Genomic DNA, 13938 nt, shown 5'->3' with positions numbered 1-13938 from the left:
GAGTGTGTGCGCTATGCCTAATAACACCTTGCAGCACGCCGAGGCCCCGACCTACCGGGTTGTGACCTATGGGTGTCAGATGAATGTCCATGACTCCGAGCGCATAGCTGGCCTTCTCGAAGAGGCCGGTTACGTCCCCGACCCAAGAACTGACACTTTGGCACCAGCGGATGTCGTCGTCTTCAACACATGCGCGGTGCGAGAAAATGCGGATAACCGTCTTTACGGAACCCTCGGCCATATGGCTTCGGTGAAGTCGGCCAATCCTGGGATGCAGCTTGCTGTCGGCGGCTGCATGGCCCAGAAAGACAAGGACGCTGTTGTTGCGCGGGCGCCATGGGTTGACGTTGTTTTTGGTACCCACAACGTCGGTTCGCTGCCGGCGCTACTTAAGAGAGCTCGTCATAATGCGACAGCCCAGGTGGAGATCGAGGAGTCTCTGATCACCTTTCCGTCAAATCTGCCGACCAGACGCGACTCCGCCTACTCGGCGTGGGTGTCGATCTCGGTGGGGTGCAACAATACGTGTACCTTCTGCATCGTCCCGCAGCTGCGTGGTAGGGAAACTGACCGCCGCCCGGGTGAGATCCTTTCCGAGATCCGTGCCCTTGTCGACGAGGGAGTCCAGGAAGTCACGCTGCTGGGTCAAAACGTCAACTCCTATGGGGTTCAGTTCGGTGATCGTGGCGCTTTTGCTAAGCTGCTTCGCGCCTGTGGAAACATCGATGGCCTAGAGAGGGTGAGGTTCACCTCCCCGCATCCGGCGGCTTTTACTGACGACGTCATCGAGGCCATGGCTGAGACTCCTAACGTCATGCCAAGCCTGCATATGCCGCTGCAGTCTGGTTCCGATGAGGTGTTGCGTCGGATGCGCCGCTCGTATCGGTCCACAAAGTTCCTGGGCATCCTTGATCGGGTGCGCGAGGCTATCCCTGACGCTGCTATCACCACCGACATTATCGTCGGGTTTCCTGGTGAGACCGATAAGGATTTCGCCGAGACGATGCGAGTTGTTGCAGAGTCGAAATTCTCTGCAGCATTCACATTCCAATACTCCATCCGTCCTCACACCCCGGCTGGTGTCATGGCAGATCAGGTTCCCAAGCCGATCGTCCAGGAGCGTTACGAGCGACTCGTTGAGCTCGTCGACGATATTGCCTGGCAAGAGAACGAGGCTCAGGTTGGGCGGACCGTCGAGGTCATGTTTGCGGAGGGAGAGGGCCGCAAGGACGAAGCTACCCACCGCGTCACAGGCCGCGCCTGCGACAATCGTTTGGTTCACGTCAGTCTGAACCCTGGCGATGACGTGCCGCGACCAGGTGATATTGGTGAGGTTGTTATTACGTCTGGCCACCCGCATCACTTGGTAGCTGATGGCGGATTGGTGAAACTGCGTCGCACGCGCGGGGGAGATGCGTGGCAGGTACGTCAGGAGTCCTGCAATACCCCAACGATGCTTGGCCTTCCTAGGGTGCGGCGACGGTGAGTCCTACAAGTGTGGAGACGCGCGAGGGGTGGTGCTCAGCGGAGCATCACCCCTCGTCTCACAGCACGACCGCTCCCATCCGGAGTGGGTCCCCAGCGGGGACAGACTGCGTTATGTTGTGGACGACTCAGAGGTCGCCAAGCTTGTCTTTGAGGGCATCTCGGCCCTTGTCGACCTGACTGGAGAACTTGCCGCCGGTCTTGTCATCGACAGCGTCGCCAACCTTGTCGATGCCCTGCTCGACCTGATCGCTGTGCTGGCTGGCCTGATTCTTGATGTCGTCCTGGTGGTCGCTGACGGCGTCCTTGGCCTTATCGAAGAGTCCCATGTGATCTCCTTTCGGGAGTTTCCCCCTCTCGGGGATGACTCTGTAAAGGCTACACAGGGGCTGGTTCACTTTTGTGAGTTTTTTCGCTTTACGCGTTGTTGTGAGGATGTCGTGACGGTGCGCAAAGATAACTATGTGAGTCTGCCGGTCATCTGTTTCATCGGGCCTACTGCTAGCGGAAAGTCAAGGCTGGCGGTGCGGGTGTGCCGTCGCTTGAATGCTGACGAGCACCCTGCCGAGATCATAAATACCGACTCGATGGTGGTGTATCGCGGGATGGATATTGGCACTGCTACCCCTACGCTGTGCGAGCAGCGGACGGTGGTGCATCACCTGGTCTCGATCCTTGACGTGACCGAACCCTCTTCAGTAGTTCTGATGCAGACGCTGGCCCGTGATGCCGTTGAGGATTGCCTGTCTCGTGGCGCCATTCCCATCCTGGTTGGAGGGTCTGCGCTGTACACCAAGGCCATCATTGAGGAAATGTCCATCCCACCGACGGATTCGGAAGTGAGGGCTCGGTGGCAGGAGAGGCTAGATGCTGAAGGGTCACAGGCTCTCCATGACGAGCTTGCCCGTCGTGATCCCAAGGCGGCCAAGTTAATCTTGCCCGGCAATGGCAGGCGGATCGTCCGTGCCCTCGAGGTTATCGACCTGACCGGGTCCTTTACTGCCACGATTCCTGACGGGACCTTCCATTGGCCTCACACGGTGCAAATTGGTCTGAAGTTGCCTCGCGAAGACATAGATCGGCGTATTGCTGATCGGGTCGATCAGATGTGGGCAGACGGCTTTGTCGACGAGGTGCGTTCCCTTGTTGACGTCGGGCTGCGCGAAGGGCTTACAGCGAGCCGAGCATTGGGGTACCGCCAGGTGCTGGAATATCTGGACGGTGACTACGACGAGGATGAGGCGCGCCGCAGGACCGTCATTGGCACTCGTCGCTTTGCCCGCAAACAACTCATGTGGTACCGCCGTGACGACCGCATCGAATGGTTTAATGCGCTCGCCCCGAACCTTGATGACCAGGTTGTGACACGAGTGTTGACCAGCCTATCCCTCGACGAGGAGGATTAATGCTATGACGACGAAGTTCTGGAAGGGGCACGGCACCGGCAATGACTTCGTCATCGTCGACCGACATGACCCGCTCACCCCCGAGCAGGTGCGTTGGCTGTGCCATCGCCGATTCGGGATCGGGGCTGATGGCACCCTACAGGCCTTGCGGGCCCGTGACGTCGAGGACTGGAATGGCGATCCAGACCTGTGGTTTATGGATTATCGCAACGCTGACGGCACGATCGCTGAGATGTGTGGCAACGGTTTGCGGGTGTTCGCCCGCTACCTCGTTCAAGCCGGGCACATGATGACCGCCGAAGCTGATATCGCGACACGCGCTGGAGTGCGCCACGTCAGGCTGCATGACGACGGGGATATTTCCGTGACCATGGGGACGGTCCGGATTGAACCCGACGACGTGACCATCGAGCACCAAGACACCTGGTGGTCAGCGTGCAAGGTTGACGTGGGAAACCCGCATGCTGTCGTTGTAACCGACCACACCACAGTCTCAGGAATTAACCTTGATGACTCGCCGACTTGGCAGCCACGATCCGCTTTCCCGGACGGCGTCAACGTCGAGTTTGTGGAGCAGATAGACCAGCACACTGTCGCGATGCGGGTCCATGAGAGGGGCTCGGGCGAAACGATGTCTTGCGGTACGGGGACGGTGGCGGTTGCCGCCACCATGGCCGCCCGCACCCGACATCGAGGGCCATGGACCGTCTACGTTCCGGGTGGGCAAGTTGTCGTCACGCTGAGCCCTTCCGACGACGGCTATCAGGCCGTCCTGACCGGTCCTGCCGTGATTTTGGCCGCCGGCCAGGTGGATCTGCCGAATGGATGAGGGGGCGAACACGCGTTCGTGAACCTGTCAGAGCGTCCTCCTACACTTAGCGCGACGGCATCGGGGAGGATGGATACCGGGTGAGCGAGACCGAACACATCGACGACGAGCGCGAGGATGTGCTGGAGGGCATCGGCGATTTCAGCGGTGACCAGAACAACTACGATGGTGACCAATTTGATCTGGACGCACGTCTTTCGCTGACTCGCGTTCCGGGCATGTCAACTGACCTGTCGGATATTTCCGAGGTTGAATACCGTCAATTGAGGCTGGAACGGGTCGTGCTGTGCTCGGTGTGGACTCACGGAACCGCTAAGGACGCCGAAAACGCTATGGCGGAGTTGAAGGCCCTTGCCGAGACGGCTGGGTCACAGGTACTTGAGGCTGTCATGCAGCGTCGAACTACCCCGGATCCGGCGACCTACATTGGTTCGGGCAAGGTGGCAGAGCTCGCCGAGGTTGTGCGGGCGACTGGTGCTGATACCGTCATTTGCGACGGTGAGCTTGACGCCGCTCAGTTGCGCAACCTCGAGGACCGGGTCAAGGTCAAGGTTGTGGATCGGACGGCCCTGATTCTCGACATATTCGCTCAGCACGCGCGCAGCGTTGAAGGCCGTACTCAGGTGGAATTGGCCCAGCTCAACTACCTCAAGCAGAGACTGCGCGGTTGGGGTGGCAATCTTTCGCGTCAGACCGGTGGGCGAGCCGCCGGAGGTGCCGGTATCGGCGGCCGTGGCCCCGGTGAAACTCGTATCGAGACCGACCGTCGACGTATCGGCCATCGGATTGCGGTGTTGCGCCGGCGTCTTAAGCACATCGAATCCACCCGTGCCTCCAAACGAGCCGATCGCGTCCGAAGCAAGGTGCCGTCAGTAGCCATCGTCGGGTACACAAACGCCGGGAAGTCCTCCTTGCTCAACCGGCTCACTCGTGCCGGGGTACTTGTCGAGAATGCTCTTTTCGCAACCCTTGACCCCACGACTCGACGAACTACCACCTCCGACGGTCGAGTCTATACCCTCACTGACACGGTGGGATTTGTTCGGCACTTGCCGCACGATCTCGTCGAAGCCTTTGCATCTACTCTGGAGGAGACAGCGATGGCCGATGTGCTCCTCCACGTTGTGGATGCAGCTGATCCAGATCCGGTCGGCCAGGTCGACGCAGTGCGCGCGGTGCTGTCGGGGATTGGAGCCAGTGCCATTCCTGAGGTCCTCGTTCTTAACAAGATTGATCGTCTTAGCGATGATGCCATCGTGGCCTTGCGCTCTACCTTCCCAGAGGCGTACCTGGTCTCTGCCCACACAGGTGAAGGAACCGATGAGCTTATCGAAGCCGTCGAGGCTGATCTTCCAGTACCTTCCCAGTGCGTCGACGCCGTCATTCCCTATGCGCGCGGGGACCTCGTGGACAAGATTCATCGCAACGGAGCCATCGAACTCATCGATCACACCGCTGATGGCACCCATGTCATCGCTCACCTTCACCCTGCTCTAGCGGCTGAGGTAGGGGAGGCTTGTAATGGCGACTGAGCCAGCAGAAGTCAGCCAGATGTGTCGTAACCTCCTCAGCACTGCCGTCTCTGAAATGGGTGGCCAGGAGAGACCTGGCCAGGTCGCGATGGCTGAGGCTGTCGACCAAGCTATGCGCGACGAGCTGCACTTGTTGGTTCAGGCCGGTACGGGAACGGGAAAATCCCTTGGCTACTTGGCTCCGGCCCTGGTCTATTGCGTCGAGAAAGAGGCACAAGTCATCGTCGCCACTGCAACGTTGGCGTTGCAGGCTCAGCTTGCTCACAAGGATATTCCGGCCATTCTCGACGCATCTGAGAAGATTTTGCCCCGTAGGCCAAAGGTGGCCGTTCTCAAAGGACGGAACAACCACATCTGCCTGCATAAAGTGCGGGGTGGTTCAACCCGCGCTAAGGGACAGGATGCCCTCGTGCCGGGGGCGAATCTTGCTGCCGACGCCCATGAGCGAGAGGTGGAAGCGGTCCCGGAGTCTGCGCTGGGCGCTGAGGTCGTCATGTTGCGGGAATGGGCCGAGGAGCAAGCCGAGGAATCTGGGCTGGGTGATCGCGACGATGCTCCTCCCCACACTCCGCTCGCATGGGCTCAGGTGAGTGTGCCAGCCAATGAGTGTCTTGGGGCTCAGCGGTGTCCGTTTGGCAGTGAGTGCCTATCGGAAGCTGCGCGGGAACAGGCTCGAAATGCTGACTTGGTGGTCACCAATCACGCGATGCTCGCGATCGATGCCCTCAATGGTGGACACGTTCTTCCGGAGCATGACACGGTCATTATCGACGAGGCCCATGAGCTAGTAAACCAGTTTACTAGGGCTGCTTCGAAGGATCTCTCTTCAGCTATCGTGACGACGACCGTGAAGCGTGCCTTGACATGGCTTGACGACGTCGTTGGTGCTGATCTGCTCAATCAGGCTGACGTCCTTGCCCGGGCCATGAACGCGACCGCTCCAGGTCGGGTCACCAGGCCGGACGCTCAGGTCATCCAGGCCTGCACAGTATTGCGTGATCTCGCTCGCGATGCTGTCAGTCAGTTGGGCCGAAACGATGAGGACTCTAAGGAGTCCGTCGATGCGGAGAGGATGCAGGCTCAAGCTGCGATGCGGGAGGTTTTTGAAACCGCCGATCGCACGGTGGGGCTGGCTGCCGCCGACGTGGTGTGGGTCTCTGAATCTGAGAAGGGATACCGCAGTATTCACGTCGCTCCGCTGAGCGTTGGTGGCCTGTTGCGGGAGAACGTCTTTGCTCAGTCCACCACGATATTAACCTCGGCGACCTTATGCATTGGTGGTAGTTTCCTCACGACAGCGCGCGGCGTTGGGCTATCCCCGCGCGAGCAGGTTGAGGGAGATGCTCCCGAGATCCTTGAGACCCAGATGGGGTGGCGGGGAGTTGATGTTGGCTCGCCCTTCGACTACTCGAAGCAGGGGATTCTTTACGTCGGTAGGTCGTTGCCTCGCCCGGGGCGCGACGGTATTGCACCTGAGGCTCTCGATGATCTTGCGGAGCTTGTGTGGGCGGCCGGTGGGAGAACCCTGGGATTATTTTCCTCTCAACGCAGTGCTGTAGCGGCCGCTGCACACATGCGTAGCGCGATGCCTGATATTCGGGTGTTGTGCCAAGGGGAGGGGCATCTGGCCGATCTCACTCGACGGTTTACGGCTGACCCGCGTACTTGTCTCTTTGGGACCGTGTCGCTGTGGCAGGGGGTCGACATTCCTGGGGACACTTGCCGTCTGGTTGTTATTGATCGAATCCCGTTTCCGAGACCCGATGACCCGCTCATGGCAGCCCGGAGTATGGCTGTTGAAGAAGCTGGCGGCAACGGATTTATGACGGTGTCGGCTGGCCACGCCGCGCTCCTGCTGGCCCAAGGGGCTGGTCGTCTCATTCGGCGTGCCGACGATCGCGGTGTGGTCGCTGTCCTCGATCCGCGGCTGGTGACTGCTAGATACGGTGGATTTCTGAGGGCGTCGATGCCGTCTTTCTGGACGACGACTGATCGAGAGATGGCCGTTGGGGCGTTGCGAAGGCTGGGGGAATGATGACGTTTTTGAGCCGGTCAGCGTGCTGCGTTTCGCTATGCGGATTACTCGTATGGCCCAGCAGCTTTAAGAAACGCCGCGTACATCGACACGATCAGGTGCTCGCAACGATGCCTATACGGGCGGGGTTACCTGATCGCTATGAGCGAGACGCTGCTCGTCCGGAGTCATAGGAAGACCTCGAAAAATCTCGCCAGACTAGCAAGCCACGTTCTGTACTCGCATGATTCCAGGTGCCAGTTTGGTCGAGCCTTGTGATTCATGAATGCACGTGTGCTCCGGCGCGTGATACGTTTTCCGCGGCTTGTTCCGGCTAAGGCGTACCTAGAATAAGGAAGAAAACCTCGAACAGAACAAAAACCAAGCCGCTTCACAATTCTCTTCCTGTATGGCGTCAATGCTGGTGATACTATCGATCACTACTGCAGCTTTGAGAGGCCAGAAAAGGATTGATCAGCCAGTTCCGTATGAGCTTGTAGCGTGTTTTTTGGTAGCGCCGGTTGGGTGTACGTCTTGCCTCTAGGCGTTCAATTGAGCCTCATCAGAGTCGTCTCATTAGCGACACAGCCTGACCCAGCAGGGAAGCATCGTCGAGATTGATCGGTGAGTGAGCAGGGTTAGAGGCCAACAGCCATGGCCGGCCCGAAATTTTGGACAGGGTGCGAACGACTGTCACCCCGCCTACGGTGGCTGCCACGAGGTATGCCTCAGATGGATCGTCGGGCAGTTCGCTCGCCGATATACGCCGCACCACTACGAGATCTCCGGAGTGGATGTCGGGGGACATTCCGTCGTCGCGGGCGATGACCACGGTGTGCTCGCCGTGGCGCAGAAGCTGGGACGGCACTGCGATGACGGTTTCGTCGTGTTCTTCGTGGACGTCGTTGCTCGAATTGAGGAGTTCGACTTGGAAGGCTTGCGGGCCATGTGGATCGGTGGCCCCGATGGTGTCTTCGATTACCTCGAGAGTGCCTTTAGTTCGACGTAGCAGCCCCAGATCGATAAGAGAAGAAATACGCCGCTGGATCGTCGATGTGCTCGCCGCTCCCGTCATTTCGGCAAGGGCGCGGACTGTTGGGGCTTTGCCGTCGCGACGCAGCCCCTCCTTGACGGCTGCCAAGACTTTACGTTCCTTGGCGGAGGGCTCACGGGTATTCGTGACTGGAACAGCCGACGAGACGGCGGCCGGGTCCGAGGTGTCGGTTCCGGGCGTATCGGTGGTCATGGCAGTCACGGTATAGGGCGGCTACGACAGTTCTCCATCGGCAGCGTTCTGGTGCCGTGTAGGGAGCGTGGAGGCACGAGTTGGACGTCGCCGCGACGCTACCTAATCCCTTCTGACTAGGCTGTTCTCCTTGTGTTCTACATTGATGGCGGCGAACTTGTCTGCTTAGGGGGATGTCATTGATGGCACCGGAAGACCTCTGGTCTCCGGCCCCTTCCCGGGGCATCTCCCGGGGCCGCTGACGGGAGCGGATGGCTCTCGTTAACAGAGAGGTGATCCGATGAGTGCTCAGACGTACGAGTGGGATATCGAGACGACGCTCGGTCGTCGAGGTGATCTGGTCGTCGGACCGTGGCAGGATGAGTTGGCTGAATCAGTGGTCGTTATTGACCGACAGGAATTGATGGCGGGACGCCCCGGCGCGATTGCGCGTCATCGGTCCCGTCATGACCGGTTCTGGGATGCTGCTGTGCTGGCAACCATCGCTGTAATGATCGTCGGGGTGATTCTCGCCCTAGGACGTCTTAGCCAGGTCTGGCAAGGGGATCCCATCCAGTGGCCATGAGGGCCATATGGGCGTTGTTCAGGTCAACGGGCAACAGCCTGCGGTGCTGTCCGATGTCAGTTCCTGGCATGCGGAGCCGGTTACAGGAGGTACTCGTTTTCGGCGTGTCGCGCGTGCCGGCTTGACGTACGGCTCATCGCCGTCCTCGAAAACCACCTGTAGGCACCAGATGTTGTGGTAGTTAACTTTGTAATCCCTACAAGTTGTGTTTTTGCTCCCGGTTGGGGGTAGTCTTCTAGGACAACGGCAAACCACATGTTCGGAGCCTAGTGAGGTTGGGGAAGGAGGTGATGATGCGCTGTCCATTCTGCCAGCATGATGACTCACGAGTCTTGGATTCGCGGGTATGCGAAGACGGTACTGCGATCCGTCGGAGGCGGCAGTGCCCGATGTGTGAGCGGCGGTTTACGACCATCGAACGCATGCAGATGACGGTTCATAAGCGCAATGGCATCGAGGAACCTTTCTCCCGTGACAAGGTGATCCGTGGTGTGCGTAACGCATGCAAGGGGCGTCCGGTCACAGACGCTGATCTGGCTTTGCTGGGACAACGCGTCGAGGACGGTCTGCGGGCCCGAGGAGCCGCGGAGATACCCAGCGAGGAAATCGGATTGGCGATCCTAGGACCACTGCGTGAGCTTGATCCCATCGCTTACCTGAGGTTTGCCAGCGTCTATCTGAACTACGACACCATTGAGGACTTCGCCACTGAGATTGATCGGCTGCGAGATGAGTCCCCGGACAAAGCGAAGTCCTCGGGCCGTAAACGGTCCTCAAAGCAGGACGAGCCGCTGTTCTGACGAGCTGTGCGTCGAGCATGTTGCACAGCTCACACCGAGTACCGACAAACCACCCGTATCACTGAAAATACAGAGGGAGCCATGACCGAGACCAAGTCCGCACCACGCAGGACGAGCCGCTCTAAGGGGCTGCACGTCGAGCGCACCTTCAGCACTGAGGGTGTTCATCCTTATGACGAGGTGATCTGGGAACGCCGTGACGTCGTGCAGACGAACTGGCGTACCGGCGATGTGGTCTTTGAGCAGCGCGGAGTCGAGTTCCCCGACTTCTGGAGCGTTAACGCCTCGACGATCGTTACTAATAAGTACTTCCGTGGTGCCCTGGGCACGCCGGCTCGCGAAGATAGTCTCAAGACCCTCATTGATCGAGTCGTCAATACCTACGTGACCACTGGACGCGAAAACGGTTATTTCGCGTCTGACGACGACGTCAAGATCTTTGGTGAGGAGTTGACCTGGCTGTTGGTGCACCAATTCTTCAGCTTCAATTCCCCGGTGTGGTTCAACGTGGGTACGACGAGCCCTCAGCAAGTCAGCGCCTGCTTTATTCTTTCGGTGGATGACTCGATGGAGTCGATTCTCAACTGGTACCGGGAAGAGGGGTTCATCTTTAAAGGTGGTTCTGGTGCTGGTCTTAATATTTCCCGCATCCGTTCCTCGAAGGAACTACTGAGCTCTGGCGGCACGGCTTCTGGTCCGGTTTCCTTCATGCGCGGTGCTGATGCCTCGGCGGGAACCATCAAGTCAGGTGGTGCGACTCGTCGTGCCGCCAAGATGGTCGTCCTCGACATCGACCACCCCGATATCGAGGAGTTCATCGAGACTAAAGCGCGCGAGGAGGACAAAATCCGTGCTTTGCGTGATGCCGGGTTTGACATGGACCTGGGCGGTCGTGACATCGTCAGTGTCCAGTATCAGAACGCCAACAATTCGGTGCGTGTCTCCGACGCCTTCATGACGGCTGTTGAGCAGGGCCAGCCCTTCGGTCTGACTTCCCGCACTGAGCCTGGAAAGGTGCTTGATACCGTTGATGCCAAAGAGCTTTTCGGCAAGATCGCCCAAGCTGCTTGGGAGTGCGCTGACCCGGGTCTGCAGTACGACGACACCATCAACGCTTGGCACACCACCCCAAACAGTGGCCGAATCAATGCCTCCAACCCGTGCTCGGAGTACATGAGTCTGGACAACTCCTCGTGTAACTTGGCTAGCCTCAACCTGCTCAAGTTCCTCGATGAGGACGACCACTTTGACGTCGGGAGGTTCACTAAAGCTGTTGAGCTTGTTATCACCGCGATGGACATCTCCATCTGCTTTGCCGACTTCCCAACAGAGGCTATCTGCGAGACGACCCGTAACTTCCGTCAGCTCGGTATCGGCTACGCCAACCTGGGCGCCCTCCTCATGGCACTAGGCCTGGGTTATGACTCCGACGGCGGACGTGCTCTCGCAGCTGCCATCACATCCCTCATGACTGGCGTCTCCTACCGACGTTCCGCCGAACTGGCTGCCATCGTCGGCCCCTATGCCGGATACGCCGAGAACACTGAGCCGCACCAGGCCGTTATGATTAAGCATCGTGACGCCAACCGTCAGGTTCACCCGTTACACGACAACGACACCACCGTTTTGACCGCTGCCAAGGCGGAGTGGGATAAAGTTGTCAAGCTTGGTCGTACCAATGGTTTCCGCAATGCCCAAGCCTCTGTGCTTGCCCCGACCGGCACCATCGGTTTCATGATGGATTGCGACACCACCGGTATCGAACCAGACTTCTCTCTGGTCAAATTCAAAAAGATGGTCGGCGGCGGCTCAATGCAGATCGTCAACCAGACGGTGCCGCGTGCTCTGAAGAATCTCGGCTACACTCCTGAGCAGGCCGAGAAGATCATCGCCTACATCTCTGACAACGGTTCGGTTGTTGGTGCTCCTGTCCTCGATGAGGCTCATTACGAGGTCTTCGACTGCGCCATGGGCACCCGGTTCATCGCCCCGATGGGGCACGTACGGATGATGGCTGCCGTCCAGCCCTTCCTGTCTGGTGCCATCTCCAAGACCGTCAACCTACCGGAGTCCTCTACCGTGGAGGACATCGCCGGGGTCTATATGGAGGGCTGGAAGCTTGGCCTCAAGGCTCTTGCCGTCTACCGCGACAACTGCAAGGTCGGTCAGCCTCTCTCCGAGGTTAAGAAGACAGAAGAGGACGAGAAGGCTGAGCCGGAAGTCCGTATCGAGTACCGCCCTCGTCGTCAGCGTCTGCCGAAGTCACGCATGGGCCGTACCACCAGCTTCCAGGTCGCGGGAGCCGGTGGTTACCTCACCACCGGCGCTTACGATTCCGGACGCTTAGGCGAGATCTTTCTCAAACTTGGTAAGCAGGGATCTACCCTTGCCGGTGTTATGGACGCATTCTCTATTGCGGTGTCCATCGGCTTGCAGTATGGCGTTCCGCTGGAATCCTTCGTCCAGAAGTTCTCCAATCTCAAGTTCGAACCAGCCGGCATGACCGACGATCCTGACATTCGGATCGCCTCGTCGATCATCGACTATGTCTTCCGTCGTCTGGCTCTCGACTACCTTGACTTTGATGAGCGCGCTGAGCTGGGTATCTACACGGCTGCCGAGCGTGCTCGCTACGTCGAGACGGGTTCGTACCTGTCTGAGGAAGATGAGCTCATCGACTCTGAGACCCTCAAGGACACGCCGGCCGACCGCGTCCGAGTGCACGAGGATGGGGCTAACCAGCCCGGTCTCTTCGCAACCCAGGAGACGGTCGAACGGGTTGGTGGGGCACACACCAGCGCCGAGCTCCTCGAGGAGCAGATGGGCCGTGAGGTTGATGCCCCGCTATGCCTGACCTGCGGAACGAAGATGCGTCCCTCGGGATCGTGCTACGTCTGCGAGGGGTGCGGTTCAACCAGCGGTTGCAGCTGATGACGCTGTGACCGGAGCGGGGACGCAGCAGAAACTGCGCCCCCGCCGTCTGTTCCATGTGTGGCCCGCACCGGCATTCAGAGGCTGGCTGTGCTCCGGCCTATGCATTGCATAGCGGGATCGCGGGAGGCGGCTGCAGATAATGGCTCGACCTACTAGGTTGGAGTTATGGACGAGCCACCAGACTTCGCGTTCGACCTGGATCGCAGCACCGCGCAGGCGTGGGACCAGTTCGCCGAGCGTCTGACGGAAGTCGTCTCTGTCATTGATGACGACGGCGAGCTCACGATCTCAACCTTGTCGGCGCGCACCGACACGGCTCCTTTCATCCGCTTCGTGCAAGACGATCCTGGTTGTAGCGATGAAACCGCGATGATTCTTGCAGAAGCGTCCAGCAATAGCTGCTTACCGGAGAGCGCACACCTTACGTCGGGCCAGCTAGAAGGCCTGAGCTCCCTAGGATGGCAGGATCCTGGAACCTGCAAAGTCCACCGCACTGACAACTACTGGGTGTATCAAAGTCAGGACGATTCCGAACAGCTCGCTGAATTGGCAGTAACGACCCTGCGCGACATCTTCGGTGTTCCGCATCCGGTGTTCCTGGCCCCTGACCAGCTTGCGGAAATTTTGCAGCCTGAGCCCCCGTTGTCTCCCACGGAGGCGGTTAGTGTGCCCGCCATCATGCCGGTAGACAAAGATCACCTCGACCGTCTCGTGGCTGATGAATTGTCCCAAATGTTCGGCCACCCGGCCATCCGGGATAGTGAGGGTGACTTTGCTATCCGAGTGGGGACGTGCATGGTCTTCGTGCGCACCACTCCTGATGCCTCCGAATTGTTGCTTTTTGCTGCTCTCGTCCATGACGTCGAGGGACGTTCCCGCGCCGTCGAGGTTCTCAACGACCTTAACGTTCAGTCCCGTTACGGGCGTTTTGCCCTTCACCAAGATCGAGTGTTCGTGACGATGTCGGTGATGGCCCGCCCCTTTGTCGCCGCACATCTTCACCAGGCCGTCTCCATCATGTCCCGATTGGCCGATGGGTTGGACAATGAATTGGCCCGTAAACTGCGGGGGAGAACTACTTTTGAAGAAGGTTCCTGACCTGACATGCTTTGCTTCAAGCCAAATGA

At 58.9% G+C, this 13938-nt stretch carries 10 protein-coding genes and 1 pseudogene; 9 read left to right on the top strand and 2 right to left on the bottom strand.

The window, feature by feature from the left end; translation table 11 throughout:
- Positions 1-13 precede the first annotated feature (13 nt).
- Positions 14-1486: a tRNA (N6-isopentenyl adenosine(37)-C2)-methylthiotransferase MiaB gene (gene miaB, locus F1563_RS02110; protein ID WP_002527361.1), complete on the top strand. Its 1473-nt coding sequence runs from the start codon at positions 14-16 to the stop codon at positions 1484-1486.
- Between the two features lie 127 nt (positions 1487-1613).
- Here the strand turns inward: miaB and F1563_RS13420 are convergent, their stop codons facing one another.
- Positions 1614-1814: an antitoxin gene (locus F1563_RS13420; RefSeq protein ID WP_172623551.1), complete on the bottom strand. Its 201-nt coding sequence runs from the start codon at positions 1812-1814 to the stop codon at positions 1614-1616.
- A 159-nt stretch (positions 1815-1973) separates the two neighbouring features.
- Between F1563_RS13420 and miaA the strand changes: the two genes are divergently transcribed.
- The 4 genes from miaA (at position 1974) to F1563_RS02090 (ending at position 7287) form a co-directional block, all read left to right on the top strand.
- Positions 1974-2891, top strand: a complete 918-nt coding sequence (miaA, locus tag F1563_RS02105) for a tRNA (adenosine(37)-N6)-dimethylallyltransferase MiaA (protein WP_227431986.1) — start codon at positions 1974-1976, stop codon at positions 2889-2891.
- A 4-nt stretch (positions 2892-2895) separates the two neighbouring features.
- Positions 2896-3720 carry a diaminopimelate epimerase gene (dapF, locus tag F1563_RS02100; protein ID WP_002527359.1) on the top strand — a complete coding sequence of 275 codons (825 nt, stop codon included), beginning with the start codon at positions 2896-2898 and terminating at the stop codon, positions 3718-3720.
- 80 nt (positions 3721-3800) lie between these two features.
- Positions 3801-5252 carry a GTPase HflX gene (gene hflX / locus F1563_RS02095; protein ID WP_002527358.1) on the top strand — a complete coding sequence of 484 codons (1452 nt, stop codon included), beginning with the start codon at positions 3801-3803 and terminating at the stop codon, positions 5250-5252.
- The gene (locus F1563_RS02090; protein WP_002527357.1) at positions 5242-7287 is read left to right on the top strand and encodes an ATP-dependent DNA helicase; all 2046 of its coding nucleotides are present in this window, start codon (positions 5242-5244) and stop codon (positions 7285-7287) included. Before hflX ends, F1563_RS02090 begins: the two co-directional genes overlap by 11 nt.
- A 541-nt stretch (positions 7288-7828) precedes the next feature.
- Here F1563_RS02090 and F1563_RS02085 read toward each other — a convergent pair.
- The gene (locus F1563_RS02085) at positions 7829-8512 is read right to left on the bottom strand and encodes a LexA family protein (protein ID WP_002527356.1); all 684 of its coding nucleotides are present in this window, start codon (positions 8510-8512) and stop codon (positions 7829-7831) included.
- Positions 8513-8792: 280 nt separating this feature from the next.
- On the opposite strand from F1563_RS02085, the pseudogene F1563_RS02080 reads away from it, so the two are divergent.
- The 4 genes and pseudogenes from F1563_RS02080 to F1563_RS02065 form a co-directional block, all read left to right on the top strand.
- A pseudogene (locus F1563_RS02080) lies at positions 8793-9141 on the top strand (hypothetical protein); the annotation flags it as partial.
- A 229-nt stretch (positions 9142-9370) separates the two neighbouring features.
- On the top strand, positions 9371-9877 hold the full coding sequence (nrdR, locus tag F1563_RS02075) for a transcriptional regulator NrdR (RefSeq protein WP_081414882.1): 507 nt from the start codon (positions 9371-9373) through the stop codon (positions 9875-9877).
- A gap of 81 nt (positions 9878-9958) precedes the next feature.
- A complete protein-coding gene (locus tag F1563_RS02070; RefSeq protein ID WP_002527352.1) occupies positions 9959-12808 on the top strand; it encodes a vitamin B12-dependent ribonucleotide reductase in 2850 nt (949 codons plus the stop codon).
- Positions 12809-12976: 168 nt separating this feature from the next.
- Entirely contained in the window at positions 12977-13909 is a 933-nt protein-coding gene (locus tag F1563_RS02065) for a T3SS (YopN, CesT) and YbjN peptide-binding chaperone 1 (RefSeq protein ID WP_002527351.1), read from the top strand.
- Positions 13910-13938 lie beyond the last annotated feature (29 nt).

The sequence above is a fragment of the Cutibacterium modestum genome (assembly GCF_008326345.1).
Lineage (GTDB): Bacteria > Actinomycetota > Actinomycetes > Propionibacteriales > Propionibacteriaceae > Cutibacterium > Cutibacterium modestum.
This window is presented reverse-complemented; position numbering and strand designations above follow the sequence as displayed.